Source organism: Fibrella rubiginis, from assembly GCF_017353185.1.
Classification (GTDB): domain Bacteria; phylum Bacteroidota; class Bacteroidia; order Cytophagales; family Spirosomataceae; genus Fibrella; species Fibrella rubiginis.
Map to the genome: position 1 here is coordinate 152,816 of NZ_JAFMYV010000003.1, position 14,268 is coordinate 167,083.

Consider the following 14,268-nt stretch of genomic DNA (forward strand, 5'->3'; position numbering starts at 1 on the left):
GAACCATCAACTTAACTTCATCAATATATATTCAGCAGTCTGTAACATCGTTGAAGAGGACGTGTTAGCTAAGAGACGGTATACAAGAAGCCGTATCGCTTTCGGCCTATCCGGTCATCACAAACGTCAACCAGACTCAACCTATGAAAACGTTGCTAAACGCATTGCTGTTCACTATTGCAGCCTACACATTCTCCTATGCCCAAAAGACTGACTATCAGCTATCGAGCCACATCTTGGATGTAGCCAAAGGTGAACCTGCGAGTGGCGTTTCCATCAAGCTGGAAAAAATGAATGAGCAGACGCAGACGTGGTCGTTAGTCGATCAAAAAGTAACGGACAAAAACGGGCGCATTACTGACTTCCTGCCAGCCAATGCCGCTAACCCCGGTATCTACCGGCTAACGTACCTAGTCGAACCTTACTTTAAAAAGAGTAAAGTAGAAAGCTTTTATCCGTTCGTCGAAGTCGTCTTTCGGCTGAAGGGTACCAGTCACTACCACGTACCGATTACACTGTCGGCCTACGGCTATTCAACGTACCGGGGCAATTAAGCTAAAACTTTGAAACAGGTCGATTTGGATACGGTCCGCCTCAATCATGGCCAGCCGCATCGCCATGCTGCCCCTCCGAAGCGAAATCGGGTTGTTTTTCCGCTGCTTCATAAATAGTACAAGCTCTCAGGGTTAGGTAATTCACCGTTCCAGCAACAATTCCTGCTATCACACCAATGATAATCAGCGCGGTAAATAATGGCACTTCTACAGTGCCCATGTAGCGTTGCCACAAGACAGCCAACGAGGTGATCACGCCGAACGAGAAAAAGCCGTGTTTAATGACCGACCAGAAGCCTGTGGGGAAAAACTTGACTTTAATATCCTTGATCCTAACGTAAGTTATTACCGTGGATATTATGGCTAAAGAGATAGCCAGCCCGACTGCCGCCCCTAAAACCGTATTTTCATTATTGGTTATCGAATCAACTGTAATGGCGATATAGGCTTTGTCTTTCAGCGAAAAGTACTGAGATACACCATTGATAATCCCGCTAATTACTCCGCTAATGAGGGAGCCTTTGATAATCTCTTTTTGCTTTGCTGCATCCATTGTTTCTGCTTGTAGAGGCGTATTTTCTCCTGCTTAAAAACTGACAGTCAATCCGGCATTGGCATTTAGCTGGGGAATAACTGTGCGACTGGTAATGCCAATGTTGCATCCGCCCGTACTACAGAATAGCCCTCCACCAACCCACAAGATTGGCATCAGTAGCGTCGCCTGCGCCTTCCAGCCTATGGGTCCCGCGATGGCTCCCCGCACACCACCCGTCAGGCTGACAGCGAATTTGGTCTCATCACGGAAACGCGGATTTTGCGGGTCAAAAATGACGATACCGGCCTGCCCACCCGCGAAGGGTTGTACTGGTCCAGGTATTGAAAATTCTTGCAAACTGCCAAGCAAGATATATTGTACCCGCATGTCCGTCAGCCGACGGTCGCCGGTAGTGCCGTCGAAAGAGTTGTAGGCGTTCGACCGCAGTTCGGTGGCTTGTGTTACGTAAGTGAGGGTAAATCGATTATGATCTGTCCACTCATAGGAAACTGCTCCTGACCAGCTAAAACCATCGGTAATGCGTAGCCGCCCGCCGTTAACGTTAATTGCTCCTCCAAATTGGTAGCCTCCCGATACATCAACCCGCCACAGCGGGTCGGGGGAGGCAAAGCCTGCTTATCGGCCACTATTGGGATACGTTACCTGAGCCATCAGTTAGGCTGGTAGGGCCATTACTAGTGTGGCTGTCAGGCCAAAGCAGCACCAAATCCAACGTAGTTTATTGAGTTTCATAACGTGAGCTTGAGAAAGGTGACTGCCAACAACTAGCATTCGAGACGCGTAATCAATATTTTACATAATCCTAGAAACGGTAACTACCTTGATACTATTTAGTTTTTCTGTAGTTAAAGTAACGGTGCCACCATACGAGCCATCTTTCGCGCCAAGCGTCGAACCGGCGATCCTTGTTGCCACTGTCCGTAGTCGATGCGTTTAGCTTGGGTCAAGTCATCTGCGAAGGCCCGCCCAAGCTCGTTAGCCACACCGGAGTCGTACACAAACGCGGCCACCTCAAAATTGAGATCGAAACTCCGGTAATCTAGATTGGCCGTGCCAACGATTGCCAGCGAGCCATCGACAACCATCGTTTTAGCGTGCACAAACCCTTTCTGGTATTGGTAGATCTCCACGCCCACACTCATTAACTCCCCATAGTAAGAGCTGGCGGCAGCGTTGACCAATCGGGAGTCAGACTTGTCAGGCACCAGTAGCTTTACCCGCACCCCACTCAGCGCCGCTACGATGAGCGCATCTAGCAGACTATCGCCTGGAATGAAATAAGGCGTAGTTAGGAGAATCTCTTGCTCAGCAGAGTTGATCGCCTGCAAGAAAGCGAACAGTAGACCCGGAATGCGTGAATCGGGACCACTCGCCCCAATCTGCACCTTAGCACCCGGCGAAGACTCGTCGTTGAGGTCGGCAGGGTTGGTGCAAAAAAAAGAGGCGTCGAGTGACAGAGACTCATTGGCGCAGAAGTTCCAGTCGCACAAAAACAGGTGTTGAAGGTAGTAGGTGCCGGCTCCGTCAATCCGCAGATGCGTGTCCCGCCAAAACATCTGGTTGTCTTTGTCGGTCGGCGTTTTACCCCGCGAACCAATTGGTCCGCTGCCCCCTTCCGGAGAATCCACGCGGATACCGTGCTGATTAGGCCGGTTGATGTAGCGATCCGATACGTTGATACCCCCTACGTAGGCCGTGCATCCGTCGATCACAACGATCTTGCGGTGGTTGCGGTAATTGAGTCGCTGGGCAAACGTAGGTAGGGTCAACTTGTAAAACGGATAAGCCTGTACCCCGGCGGCCCGCAGTTGCGGCACCAGCTTTCGGCTAATGAACCAACTGCCAAAATCGTCGTAGATGAAACGTACCTGTACCCCCTCCTGCGCTTTCTGAATCAGGATATCTTTGATGGTATTGCCAATTTGGTCGTCATCATAGATGTAATATTCGATATGAATATGGTGGCGGGCCTCACGCAGTGACTGTAGTAAGTCGGGAAACTTGACTTCACCATTGAGCAATAGCGTTACCCGATTGTTGCCTACCAGCGGACTCATTGAATCCCGCACCATCAACCGGGCCAGCTTGCGGTTTCGCTGCACGTCGGTAGTGGCCTGCTCCATCTGTTCGCGACTGTTTGTAATGACCTGCTCTCTGATCCGGGCCGACAAGGCTGCATCGTCGGTGAGCTTTTTGCTATACAGACTTTTTAGCCGAAAGTTTGTGCCCACGGTGAAGTAAACAAGCATACCCACCACGGGTAGAAAAATGGTGAGCAGCACATACGCCAGCGTCTTGGTTGTGGTACGCGTGTCGTACACGATACGCAGGCAAACGGCAATAATCAGCAGGACGTACAGACTCTCGCCAATCAACAGCCAATTGAGTTCAGACAAGTACCGCATGGCTGGTTATTGGGTTTATGGTTGGTTAACAATACGTTTGATGTACGCGATGGTGGTTGGGCGGGTCCAACCCTCGAAACGCCCCCGCTGCACAACTAAGCGGTTAGCTGTTTCGTCATTCAACTGGTAGCGGAAGACAAACGGGGCACGGGGCTGTTGCCAGCCCCCTACCTGCCCAAACCGGAGCACGTCGATGGCTAGTCCGTGCCCAGTAGGCTCGACGACATAATAACCATCCGCAAACTGAACCAGCCGATCTACCTCTGCCGATGGAATACCTCTTGTCAATAGCGACTTCCGTTGTGAAAAGAAGGTAAACTCCGTGCGTTGATGCGGCTTTTCAAAAACGGACCGATACCCCACGTGGTACCCCAATCCATCTTTAGCTACAACGTACCATAGCAGGCTATTGAAGGGCGTGGGGGTACAGAACGCTTGCGTTTCGGCAATGCGGGCGGCTACCAAAGATCGCTGAATACCCTGACTGGCAATGACCTTGCTAACAAAAGCCCCCGCCACATATAAGACAGCACAGCCTACCCCCCCCGATGGCCCACGTTCGACCCTGAACATACCGGCGACTACGTACCACCATAACCAACGTACTAATTAGTAGAGGGAGCGTGAACAGGGGGTCAATCACGTACAACAGATGCATGGAGAATCGCTTGTGACAAAAGGGTTCCAGTAACCCGGTCCCATACGCATTGGTCGTATCGAGCAGGTCGTGAACGCCGATCTGTACCCCCAAGAAGAGAAGCCACTGCCAATAGGGAACGCCGGTCCCACGAAACCAACGACGGGCAAGCGATGCCAAACCCGTAGCGGCTACCAGGCCAAGCGGTAGCGAATGCGTCAGCCCCCGGTGAGCCAGCAGCCCTTCTGCCGTAGGGAGCCACAGATTGGCCACACCGTCAATGTCGGGCAGGTTTTGGGCGACGGCTCCCCATAGCAGTGCTTGCTTGCCCAGCGGTTTGCCCAGCATCAGGCTACCCAGGCAAGCACCCAAGGTGGCGTGCGTCAATGAGTCCATCGTATAAAGGTGTTGCCGGATTAGACTCGATGCGGTGAATTAATTAAGAGCAATTTGTCTAGGATGAAACAGACTCATAATGCTAAAACCAAACCGCTTTTACGAAGCAACAACATTAGTAAGCATCAACAGATGTTGCTGATTTCCTGCAAGTTCTAACTTTTCCATATGAAAAGAGTTTAGTTTTTAAATCCTATCGGTTAGCCAGATTAGCTCCTAAAGCGATGACCAACCTCCAAAAGCTACCGACCAGCGTTATCAGCTTGGCCGTGTTAGGCGTAAGCCTATTGCCTACTCATACGATGGCACAAACAACTGACAACTACCTGTCCGCTCAAGCGAGTGATCCAGTAAAGATGGGCTGGATGCAGGGTTTTCCGCCCCCCAAAGACAAAGTGCTCAGCGTAGCCGACGGTTCGTTTATCCAGTTTCCGGCCCTGCGCTACAGCGTCGTGCATATGCGCGAATTTCTACCCACCGTTGACGTATCGCCGGGACTGGGAGCACCCTCCACCTTGCAAACCGCCCTTGACCCCGCCATCGACAAGGTAACGTTCCAGCCTTTGAACGTCAGCAAACCGATGAGCTGGGCCGCCTCGCTAGAGAAAAACTACACCGACGGTATGCTGATCCTGCACCGGGGGCGGGTGGTATATGAACGGTATTTCGGGGCACTAACCTCCACTCGACAGCACGCGGTGATGTCGGTGACTAAATCCCTGACGGGTACGTTGGCCGCCATGCTGGTTGCTGAAGGTAAGTTGGATGAGACCAAGCGTGTTACTGACTATTTGCCAGAATTAAAGAACTCGGCCTTCGGCGACGCCACCGTTCGGCAGGTGATGGACATGACCACAGCTCTGAAGTTCAGCGAAGACTACGCAGATCCGAAGGCTGAAGTGTGGCAATTCTCTTCGGCTGGCAACCCATTTAAGCCGGACGGCTATAAAGAACCTGTCGGCTACTACGCCTATTTGCAAACGGTAAAGAAGCAAGGGAAACATGGCGAGGCTTTCGGGTACAAAACCGTCAACGCCGACGCATTGGGCTGGCTGGTGGCCCGCACGTCGGGCAAGTCAGTAGTCGATTTGTTATCGGACCGAATCTGGAGCAAGCTCGGTATGGAACAAGCGGGCTATTGTCAGGTCGATGCGCTGGGTACGCCCTTTGCCGGGGGCGGCTTCAACGCCGGGCTGCGCGATCTGGCCCGTTTTGGCGAGTTGATTCGTAATCGGGGTAACTACCAAGGTCAACAACTAATTCCGGCTGCGGCTATTGACGACATTCAAAAGGGCGGTAGCCGGGAGGACTTTGCCAAATCGGGTTACCCTGACCTCAAGGGATGGTCTTACCGGAATATGTGGTGGATCACCCATAATGCACACGGAGCGTTTGCCGCGCGAGGCGTTCACGGGCAGACTATCTACATCGACCCCGTGGCCGAGATGGTCATTGTGCGGCTGGCTTCGCACCCTGTAGCGGCCAACGGTGCTAACGATCCGTATTCACTACCCGCCTACGAAGCGGTGGCCAACTACTTAATGAAGACGAGTAACAAATAGAGTGACCACGTTATGATAAATTCCAAAAGCATAATCCCTCTTCTGATTGCATGTACCATGTTGGGTTGTCATTCTAGCAAGGTGAAAGCTAAAAGAGATGGCGCAACGAACCAGACTGGCCAAACCACACCGACGATGGACAGTAACACGATCACCGAAAAGTACTGGAAGATGATCCGGTTGGAAGGCAAAGAGGTTACGATGGCCAAAAACCAGGATCGGGAAATTCATTTCATCCTGAAAACCGCCGACAGCTTGGTAACGGGCTTTTCAGGCTGCAACCAGTTTAGCGGTAAATACCAGCTCGCAACGGGCAATCGCATCCGTTTCCTGGGCTTAGCCACCACGATGAAAGCCTGCCCTGACGTAGCGGTCAACGAGCAGGAGGTCTTGGAGGTATTCAATCTGGCCAATAATTACACGATCAACGGCGACACGTTGCAACTCAACGTTGGCCGCCGCGCCCCGCTGGCCATGTTTAAGGCGGTCTATTTTTAATCTAAACCAGGGATATAGCGTATGGATGCGTCGAAACTATTTGACCTAACCGGCAAGACGGCCATTATTACGGGCGGTGGCAATGGGATTGGTAAGGCAAGCTGCCTCATGCTGGCGGCATTTGGAGCCAAAGTGGTTGTCTCCGACTATAAACTGGACGATGCACAGGCTGTGGCCGACGAAATCAACCAGGGCGGGAAAAAAGCAATTGCCTTGCGTTGCGACGTAACAAAAGACGAAGCCCTGGTTGAGCTTGTTGAGAAGACGTTAGCTGAGTTTGGTCAGCTTCATATCCTGGTCAACAATGTAGGTGGTGGTGGTGCCGGTAAGGAAAGCCCCTCTCAGATTGACGTGGCGCAGTTTGCTCGCGTCTTCGAGATGAACGTCTTCAGTATGTGGCGGTTATGCCAGTTGGTGGCTCCCCACATGAAGGCGGCGGAGTACGGTAGCATCATCAACATGTCGTCGATGGCTTCCGTCAACACAAGCCCGGCTATCAGTGCCTACGCGTCGTCTAAGGCGGCCATCAATCATATGACCCGCAACCTTGCCTTTGATTATGGCCCTGACATCCGTATTAATGCCATCGGGCCGGGTGCCATTCGTACCCACGCGCTGGAAACCGTGTTGACCCCGGACATTGAGAAGCGGATGCTAGCCCACACGCCCTTAGCCCGACTGGGTGAAGCCAACGACATCGCCGGAGCTGTGCTTTACTTCGCCGCTCCGGTTTCGGCTTGGGTCAGCGGGCAGGTGCTGTTTGTCAATGGCGGGGGCGAGCAAACGCTGGATTAACGTACCCATCAACCTCCAAAGCTCATGCGGTCAGGCACCCCATTAACTGGTCAGTTGCGCTACCGTTGGGCGTTGGCTTGGTTCGCGGTGCTGTTGAACGGCGAAGCATTACACGCCTATAATTACCAGGAGCATAAAGACATCGGCAATGCGGCGTTCACCGCGGCGTTCCGTCGGGCCATCGCTAACGGCGTAGCAGACTCGCTTACGTTGAGTAGCTGGCTGACTCAATACGGCCAAATGGCCTTCGACTCCAAGTCGGGAAACTGGTACTTCCCGGACCTGTCTCACTCACCAAACCAAATCAGCTACGGTGAACTGAATGCACTGTCGGGCGATCACTCAGAGAATCCGTTGCAGCTTCAAGACGGGCTGCGGTACAGATACTCCGCTACAAACCGGGCCGTTCAGCTTCAAAACGAGTACGGCAACCGCTTTTATACCAATGCCCCGAACAAGCAACTCTTCCAGCTCGATCACACGTATGGGTTCTTCGCCATTATCCATTTTTTGCATTTCTACGCCTACGGTCGTGGCTTAACGTATCACCTGAGTGGGGTCAAAAAATCGCTGGTTGAGTCCCTTCAGCACCCGTCTGAAGTGGAACGCGTGTTTGCGCACCTCAACAAATCGAATGCACTCGAAGCGTATGTTACCCTGCACGCTCTGGCCATTCATCTGGCTCAGCAGGCCGGGGCATCGGCGCGGCTCAACAACGTAGCGGAAGCCCGTAGCCTGTTCTATTACGCGTTGCTGTTCAATGCCTATGCCGATCATTTTATTGAGGACGCCTGCGCTGCGGGGCACTTGATGGTTCGGCGTTCCTTCATCAGCAGTGCCACGAACAATAAGGCTATGCACGATTTCTTTAACCGAACGGGCCTAAAGGTGATGAATCTGGCGGGAGAAACGTGGACAGCCCACGGCGATGACCACCTGAACGCATCCGACCAAAACTGGCGGGAAGACCAAGCTTATTCCCGCATCACTGACCCGACGATCACGCTTAAGTATGACCACGTGATTCGGGCCGTTACACAGTCGGTATATGAGGTATGGACCGCCTTTGCCCAATCGAAAGCGGATGGGCAGGTTACGCTGCTACAGTCGCTCCCCCCTGACCTGGCCACCTTTCATGGGCGTGAATCCGACGAAGCCCGGCAGATCGAGCAGTTTTACGTGACCCGCTTCGCAGCGTTGACGCTCATACCCGTTCCGTTTGGCTCGGACCTGAGTCGGTACGTCTTGCCGGATAGTCTGAAGCAATTGAATCAATTGCCGTATTTTCGGCAGCACATCATTCGGCGGGTTGCTAATTCCGCTAAGGTATATGTGGGTGCCCTCAGCCCTACCAGGCAAGCTGATACCAATCCTTATGTGATGCTCGGTGCACGGTACTTTTTTAGCCCGTTCACCTACACGTACCGAGATTATTACCGCAAGCGGGGAAGCGTTGATCGCTGGTTCGGTATGACAACTTCGTTAGCGCGCGGCTATCGTTTGGTCAGGAACGCGCCGGATGAGAAGCTCACGGTGTCTGAGCGGTTGACGCAGTGGCAGGTAGGCGTTTACCATAAAGCGGATATCTGGGTTACCAACGACCGCTACATGGGCCTGAACGTGTACGTGGAAGGTGGCGGCATCTGGTACGATGGCAAGCTGCAAGCGGTTTTTAGCCCAACGGCCCGGGTGGAGTTGTTTCCCTTACTGCTTTCAGCCCGCAAGAACATGTCGAAGTGGTTGAGCATCCCCTACATGATTTTGAGGCCGTTAAGTTTTACGTACTCACGCCAGTTTACGCCAAATCGAAACAACAGCAGCATGGCTACCGTAGAGATTGACCTAACCTTTTAAAGGCGATTAACTTACTGTTCGTCAAACTAATAAGTAGCAAAATTCACTCTAAATAGCCCCGTACCTCTATGGATTCTTCGATCACACTATCCGGCACGATGAACGACCTACGTAAGCAAGGCTACGTAGACGATTTCAATCTATTGCAACAATGCCTTGAATGCCGCCACGGTCAGTACAAACTGTTGGCGGATGATTTTGCGGTGGATAGCTTTTACCGCTTTGAAGGGCCAAGCGACCCGGCGGATATGGCTATTCTATATGCCATCTCTTCGGAGCGTTATGGGTTAAAAGGGTTGCTGGTAAACGGATACGGCATCTCCAGCGAGGCCGTAACCGACGAGATGCTACAAAAGCTCACAGTTAGATAAGACTTTCGTTGCGAAAGTTGCTCAGCGTTCGGACCTTAGTACGTATCGAACCTGTAACCTCTTGACCATGAAAGCCATGATTTTAAATCAGCGGGATTGTGAGTTAACTTCTCTCGGTCGCATCATTATCCAGATCAAGACGTACCGACAGACTCACATAGGCAAGGAAGCGTGTGTCAAAGAACCAGCTTTGGATAACTACCTGCATGAACACCTGTCGGCTTCGGACTGGAAGTTATGGCTCAAGCTCCATGTTACTCCCGACGCTTACAACATGTAAAGCGAGCGTACCTAGTTGACTAAACAATAACCCTTCGCTTCAATGCCTGGGTGTAATATTGCCTAATGGGCTGTGGTGCATACAGTAAGCGGTCCAACCAAGTAATTACATTGTGGTAGTAGAAGTCGAAGGCGTTTGCCCTGATTGTCAGTTGACCTGACAATAGCTGTCCGATGAAATTTGTAATCTTACGCCTCATTACTTTGTTTATTTCTTAACTTTAAAAAAACGACGATTGCGCTTGCTCCAACCTCTTTTATTTTTCATCGGATATTAACGAACAAAATATAAAATGAAAGCAATACATATCACCAGGTCCGGCGGGCCGGAAGTATTAGAACTTCAGGAAACGCCAAAACCCATTCTACAGAAAAACCAGGTTCTTATCAAAGTAGTAGCGGCAGGCATCAATCGCAGCGATGTGATTACCCGTGAAAATATTGAAACTTATGGTAAAGGTTCGTTACAAACTTTAATTCCCGGGCTGGAAGTTTCAGGCGTCATCGAAGAAATTGGTTTGGAGGTCGAAGAAAAAAAAGTCGGCGACAAGGTTTGTTCCCTCATCCCCGACGGCGGTTATGCAGAGTATGTTGCGGTGGATAGTTCGCACTGTCTTCGCATCCCGGATGGAATGAGTCTGGAAGATGCAGCCGGCATTGTGGAAACCGTTTTTACAGTTTGGTTTAATGTTTTTATACTGGGTAAACTGCAACCCGGCGAAAAATTGCTCATTCATGGCGGAACCAGCGGCATCGGAACAATGGGACTGCAAATGGCAAAAGCTTGGGGTTGTGAAACCTATACGACTGTGGGATCAGCAGAAAAGGCCGAATTCTCAAGAAAGATGAGTGTTGATCATGTCATCAACTACAAAGATCAGGCTTTCGAAGAAGTGTGGAAAAACAAAAAAATCGACGTAATTCTCGATATGATCGGTGGTGATTACACCCTAAAGAATCTCGCTATATTCAATAAGAATGGACGTCTCATTTTTATTAATGGAATGCAAAATGTTGAGTCTACTATTAACATCTTAACGGTCATGGGCAAGAGCCTCACCATCACAGGAAGTTTCCTAAAACCCCAACCTGCTGAAGTGAAAACCCAGATCGCACAGGAAGTAGAAAAAAACATTTGGCCCATGTTCGATTCCAAAAAAATTTATCCGATAATTTTTAAAACATTTCCGCTAGCAGAAGCTGCCGATGCGCACCGGTTAATGGAAAGCAGTGATCATATTGGAAAGATTCTTTTAACAATGGAATAGGTTACTACTATAGGAATTTAATAATATCCAACAAAAGTTCGGATTCATAAAAATCAGCGCGACCAATAAGGTTAATGTAAGGGAAAGAGATTTCATAAATTGAGTACTTTAAGGATAAGAGTCTAATTCCTGTTAAACGGTGTCAGTGAACTAAGATTAACGTGAGTTATGGATAAGGCAAAGCTTAACTGGTTGATTATAAATGCATTCGTTGCCAAAATTGCTCATCGTTCGGATCTTGGTAAGTATTGATCCTACAACCTTTTCACCACAAAAGCCATGATTTTAGAACAGCGTGATTGTGAGTTAACTTCACTTGGTCGCATCATCATCCAGATCAAAACATACCGACAGAATCAAACAGATGAGGGAACGTGTGTGAAAAAACCATCTCTGGATAATTACTTGCATGAACATCTGTCACCTTCGGATTGGGAGTTGTGGCTCAGGCTCCATGTTACCCCAGTGCCTCACATAATGCGAGCGTACCCACTTGACTAAGCGACAACCCTATGCTTCAGTGCTTGAGAGTAGTACTGTTTAATGGGCTGTGGTGCATACAGCAAACGGTCCAGCCAGGTAATTACATTATAGTAGTAAAAATTGAATCCCGGCGACTGAGGATATTGATCGAGGATTTGCTCTTGTTCTTGAGGTGTATACCGTTGGGATACGTAGTATAGGGCACTTTGTCGAACGGAATCTTCACTGTTATACAACAGGTTGACGACTGCTTCACGTGGCAAATTAATTGAGTGGTTCAAAGCGAATGCTAATACGTTTCGTCTCAAATCAGTGTGTTCTGAGGTGATGAATTTGAGGATATAATCTACTTGATGAGCTGGATCAATTTTTAATAATGTATCAACAGCAGCCCAACGAGTGTCACTAGTTGAATCAGTAATAAACCGATTAACTAACTCCACGTCGGCCAGCGTTCCATCTTGCTTGATTAAAGATAGAAGGCTAGTGCTTATTTCATTTGTATAAATACCACCATCAGGACTTGCCAATAGATTCCGAACTAGGGGAAGATCATCAGGTTGATAATGAGCTACTAATAGATTCACAGCACTTCTCATAAAGCTGCCTAAAACGAACGTATCTTTCTTTGCTTTATTAACAAAGTCGCTTTCTGGTCCAAACAGAGTGGTAAGTCGCTCTACTTCTACTCCCCGTAGACGAGCGAAACGACTAGTTAGGTCATCTCGCAAGATATCTCTATAGTCTGCGTAGTATTTTTTTATTAAAGCTAAATAATAAAGTGCTCCGTTTGTTTGCCAATCAACCCCTTTTTCAAGCTCTTCTTGGCTCATTCCTTGATAAACAGCCAACCGAAGTGCATCTTCGTCTATTGACGAATGTAACATCTGCCAACTTGGTAAAGAAACGTTGGAAGGGGTGAAATACCCATATAAATAGCTTGGACGGGTACCTACAGATGGTTTGGCTGGCCGAATTAGTAGTTTTTCCAAATCATCGTTCTGGATGGGGTAGCCTCTGCTAACCAGTTCGAATGTGGCAAGGATAGATAACTCATAATCGTTTCTTCTGAGAAGATTTAGTAGAAAATCCATTTTCAAAGACTTTCGGCGAACCTCAAGTGCTTTAAACCGAATTGCGTCTTCTCCTTCTTCGATTAGGGTTTGTACTTTTTCAATAGAAGCCCTGCTAATAGCTCCATCTAATTCATCTTCTGAATACCTACGTTCAGACGGAGTCAAGGTTAAATAAAAGTTTATAGCTGCATCGGGGTCAGCTTTAGTCAGTGTCCGAATTAGTGTTGCTTGAACCTCTCTTTTTCGTATGTCTTCAATCGAGAGAAGCGAGTATAACAAATCAATATCAGCCTGCGTAAATTGATCTGATAGCAACTCAAAAACCTCTTGCTTTATTGTAGCTGCTTCATTAATGATTAAGGCTCTAGCCTGTTCATCAAAGAGAGAAGAGTCGACTAAGTTTAGTATCTGTAAGGACACCAGTTTTACTTCATCGAGCGTATCGTTTTGGATAAGGTTAACCAACAAATCAGGAAGCTTATCGGGTGCTATGGCTTGCCAGAACCAACCTGCTTTAGTGTCATCTGTATCGGTAAGAAGCGCACGAAAGACAGCCAGTTTTTCAAACAGCTTTAGGCTAATACGAGACCTATTTTGGTAAATATATTGAAGATCGTGGCTTTGGAATAGCTGCGTTTTGTAACCGGGTTCAGAATCGTAATAAAGAGATTGAACCGCTAAATGAGCGCGGGCGATACTCAGTTTAGAAAGCTTTTCGTGTGTGTTTGTGGAAAGACCATTTAGTACAGTTTGGACAGAGGTTTCAGCTTCTAAAATTCCATCAGGCGCGTCATCAACAACCATTGTTTCAGCACCTAATTCTGGAGTGATGACATTATGTACAAAATGAATGCTCAAATAATCAGTTAACGCATCTGTTAATTGACGCTCCCAAGTCATTTCATTCTCAAATGTCTGATATAAGACCTCACGCTTTGTTTCAACCTGTTTTCTGAATTCGAGGACTTGTCTAGCTTGCTCACCAGGATCGGCTAAAGTTTCGATAGGCATATTTTTGAAAAACAACCATATGTCCTTCATTTGACCTTTTGCTTTAAGATCTAAAGCAAGCTCGAACTCCTCTTCAAAACCTGATGAATATTTACCACTCTGGGTTCCCCACCGTTTCCATAACAATCCAATTAGCAAGTCGCAGCCAACCAGATCTTTATTGATTATTTCTTGAGGCCGACCGGTACCGGGTAACGTATCTTCCCAACCTATCAGCTCAATAGTTACACCGAGATTACGGGCTAAATGACGATTTAGCCGATCAACCACTTGTCGGGTTTGTCTTCGCTCTTCTTGTAGGTCACCGGGTGATGCAATAAATATGCTTAACACGGCTCGTTGTCTGAATTGATGTCTATCTTCCACGCAATGAAGGGCAAACGCCTATACTGTTTGTAATATATTTATAGAGGCAAGGTACCACGTAAGGTACAACTTGTCCAAAAATCAACAGCACGGATCAATAAGTCAGATTTGGGACACAAATGTGAATCTGTCAAGCATGAAAAGAACGCGATGATGA

The 14,268-nt window shown here is 48.8% G+C and carries 14 protein-coding genes; 8 read left to right on the plus strand and 6 right to left on the minus strand.

Features of this window, described 5'->3' with window-relative positions; translation table 11 throughout:
* Positions 1-143 precede the first annotated feature (143 nt).
* Positions 144-554, plus strand: coding sequence for a hydroxyisourate hydrolase (uraH, locus tag J2I47_RS07475; RefSeq protein ID WP_207363951.1), 411 nt, complete (start codon positions 144-146; stop codon positions 552-554).
* Between the two features lie 40 nt (positions 555-594).
* Here the strand turns inward: uraH and J2I47_RS07480 are convergent, their stop codons facing one another.
* The 5 genes from J2I47_RS07480 to J2I47_RS07500 all read right to left on the minus strand — a co-directional run bounded on the left by J2I47_RS07480 (position 595) and on the right by J2I47_RS07500 (position 4,548).
* The gene (locus tag J2I47_RS07480; protein WP_207363952.1) at positions 595-1,107 is read right to left on the minus strand and encodes a hypothetical protein; all 513 of its coding nucleotides are present in this window, start codon (positions 1,105-1,107) and stop codon (positions 595-597) included.
* A gap of 33 nt (positions 1,108-1,140) precedes the next feature.
* Positions 1,141-1,446: a hypothetical protein gene (locus tag J2I47_RS07485; RefSeq protein WP_207363953.1), complete on the minus strand. Its 306-nt coding sequence runs from the start codon at positions 1,444-1,446 to the stop codon at positions 1,141-1,143.
* Positions 1,447-1,955: 509 nt separating this feature from the next.
* Positions 1,956-3,515: a phospholipase D-like domain-containing protein gene (locus J2I47_RS07490; protein WP_207363954.1), complete on the minus strand. Its 1,560-nt coding sequence runs from the start codon at positions 3,513-3,515 to the stop codon at positions 1,956-1,958.
* A gap of 15 nt (positions 3,516-3,530) precedes the next feature.
* On the minus strand, positions 3,531-4,088 hold the full coding sequence (locus tag J2I47_RS07495) for a hypothetical protein (RefSeq protein ID WP_207363955.1): 558 nt from the start codon (positions 4,086-4,088) through the stop codon (positions 3,531-3,533).
* Positions 4,015-4,548 carry a metal-dependent hydrolase gene (locus J2I47_RS07500; RefSeq protein WP_207363956.1) on the minus strand — a complete coding sequence of 178 codons (534 nt, stop codon included), beginning with the start codon at positions 4,546-4,548 and terminating at the stop codon, positions 4,015-4,017. The genes J2I47_RS07495 and J2I47_RS07500 overlap by 74 nt, the downstream gene beginning before the upstream one ends.
* 302 nt (positions 4,549-4,850) lie before the next feature.
* On the opposite strand from J2I47_RS07500, the gene J2I47_RS07505 reads away from it, so the two are divergent.
* From J2I47_RS07505 to J2I47_RS07535, 7 genes are all read left to right on the plus strand, one after another.
* Positions 4,851-6,110 (plus strand): serine hydrolase domain-containing protein, encoded by a 1,260-nt coding sequence (locus J2I47_RS07505; protein ID WP_229374383.1) that lies wholly within the window; start codon positions 4,851-4,853, stop codon positions 6,108-6,110.
* Positions 6,111-6,245: 135 nt separating this feature from the next.
* Positions 6,246-6,608: an META domain-containing protein gene (locus tag J2I47_RS07510; RefSeq protein WP_207363958.1), complete on the plus strand. Its 363-nt coding sequence runs from the start codon at positions 6,246-6,248 to the stop codon at positions 6,606-6,608.
* Between the two features lie 21 nt (positions 6,609-6,629).
* Positions 6,630-7,403, plus strand: a complete 774-nt coding sequence (locus J2I47_RS07515; RefSeq protein ID WP_207363959.1) for a glucose 1-dehydrogenase — start codon at positions 6,630-6,632, stop codon at positions 7,401-7,403.
* Positions 7,404-7,427: 24 nt separating this feature from the next.
* Complete coding sequence (locus J2I47_RS07520; RefSeq protein WP_207363960.1) at positions 7,428-9,257, plus strand: hypothetical protein; 1,830 nt, start codon at positions 7,428-7,430, stop codon at positions 9,255-9,257.
* Between the two features lie 68 nt (positions 9,258-9,325).
* Positions 9,326-9,628 carry a phosphoribosylpyrophosphate synthetase gene (locus tag J2I47_RS07525; RefSeq protein ID WP_207363961.1) on the plus strand — a complete coding sequence of 101 codons (303 nt, stop codon included), beginning with the start codon at positions 9,326-9,328 and terminating at the stop codon, positions 9,626-9,628.
* Between the two features lie 67 nt (positions 9,629-9,695).
* On the plus strand, positions 9,696-9,908 hold the full coding sequence (locus J2I47_RS07530) for a hypothetical protein (protein ID WP_207363962.1): 213 nt from the start codon (positions 9,696-9,698) through the stop codon (positions 9,906-9,908).
* A gap of 292 nt (positions 9,909-10,200) precedes the next feature.
* Complete coding sequence (locus tag J2I47_RS07535) at positions 10,201-11,175, plus strand: NAD(P)H-quinone oxidoreductase (RefSeq protein WP_207363963.1); 975 nt, start codon at positions 10,201-10,203, stop codon at positions 11,173-11,175.
* A 497-nt stretch (positions 11,176-11,672) separates the two neighbouring features.
* Here J2I47_RS07535 and J2I47_RS07540 read toward each other — a convergent pair whose 3' ends face one another.
* Complete coding sequence (locus J2I47_RS07540; RefSeq protein WP_207363964.1) at positions 11,673-14,111, minus strand: DUF4062 domain-containing protein; 2,439 nt, start codon at positions 14,109-14,111, stop codon at positions 11,673-11,675.
* Positions 14,112-14,268: the final 157 nt, after the last annotated feature.

Bases quoted from the DNA above. Each gene is read 5' to 3' on its own strand.
- J2I47_RS07495 (WP_207363955.1), bottom strand. From the start codon at position 4,088: ATGTTCAGGGTCGAACGTGGGCCATCGGGGGGGGTAGGCTGTGCTGTC.
- J2I47_RS07525 (WP_207363961.1), top strand. From the start codon at position 9,326: ATGGATTCTTCGATCACACTATCCGGCACGATGAACGACCTACGTAAG.
- J2I47_RS07535 (WP_207363963.1), top strand. From the start codon at position 10,201: ATGAAAGCAATACATATCACCAGGTCCGGCGGGCCGGAAGTATTAGAA.
- J2I47_RS07520 (WP_207363960.1), top strand. From the start codon at position 7,428: ATGCGGTCAGGCACCCCATTAACTGGTCAGTTGCGCTACCGTTGGGCG.
- J2I47_RS07500 (WP_207363956.1), bottom strand. From the start codon at position 4,548: ATGGACTCATTGACGCACGCCACCTTGGGTGCTTGCCTGGGTAGCCTG.
- J2I47_RS07515 (WP_207363959.1), top strand. From the start codon at position 6,630: ATGGATGCGTCGAAACTATTTGACCTAACCGGCAAGACGGCCATTATT.
- J2I47_RS07490 (WP_207363954.1), bottom strand. From the start codon at position 3,515: ATGCGGTACTTGTCTGAACTCAATTGGCTGTTGATTGGCGAGAGTCTG.
- J2I47_RS07510 (WP_207363958.1), top strand. From the start codon at position 6,246: ATGGACAGTAACACGATCACCGAAAAGTACTGGAAGATGATCCGGTTG.
- J2I47_RS07505 (WP_229374383.1), top strand. From the start codon at position 4,851: ATGGCACAAACAACTGACAACTACCTGTCCGCTCAAGCGAGTGATCCA.
- uraH (WP_207363951.1), top strand. From the start codon at position 144: ATGAAAACGTTGCTAAACGCATTGCTGTTCACTATTGCAGCCTACACA.
- J2I47_RS07480 (WP_207363952.1), bottom strand. From the start codon at position 1,107: ATGGATGCAGCAAAGCAAAAAGAGATTATCAAAGGCTCCCTCATTAGC.
- J2I47_RS07530 (WP_207363962.1), top strand. From the start codon at position 9,696: ATGAAAGCCATGATTTTAAATCAGCGGGATTGTGAGTTAACTTCTCTC.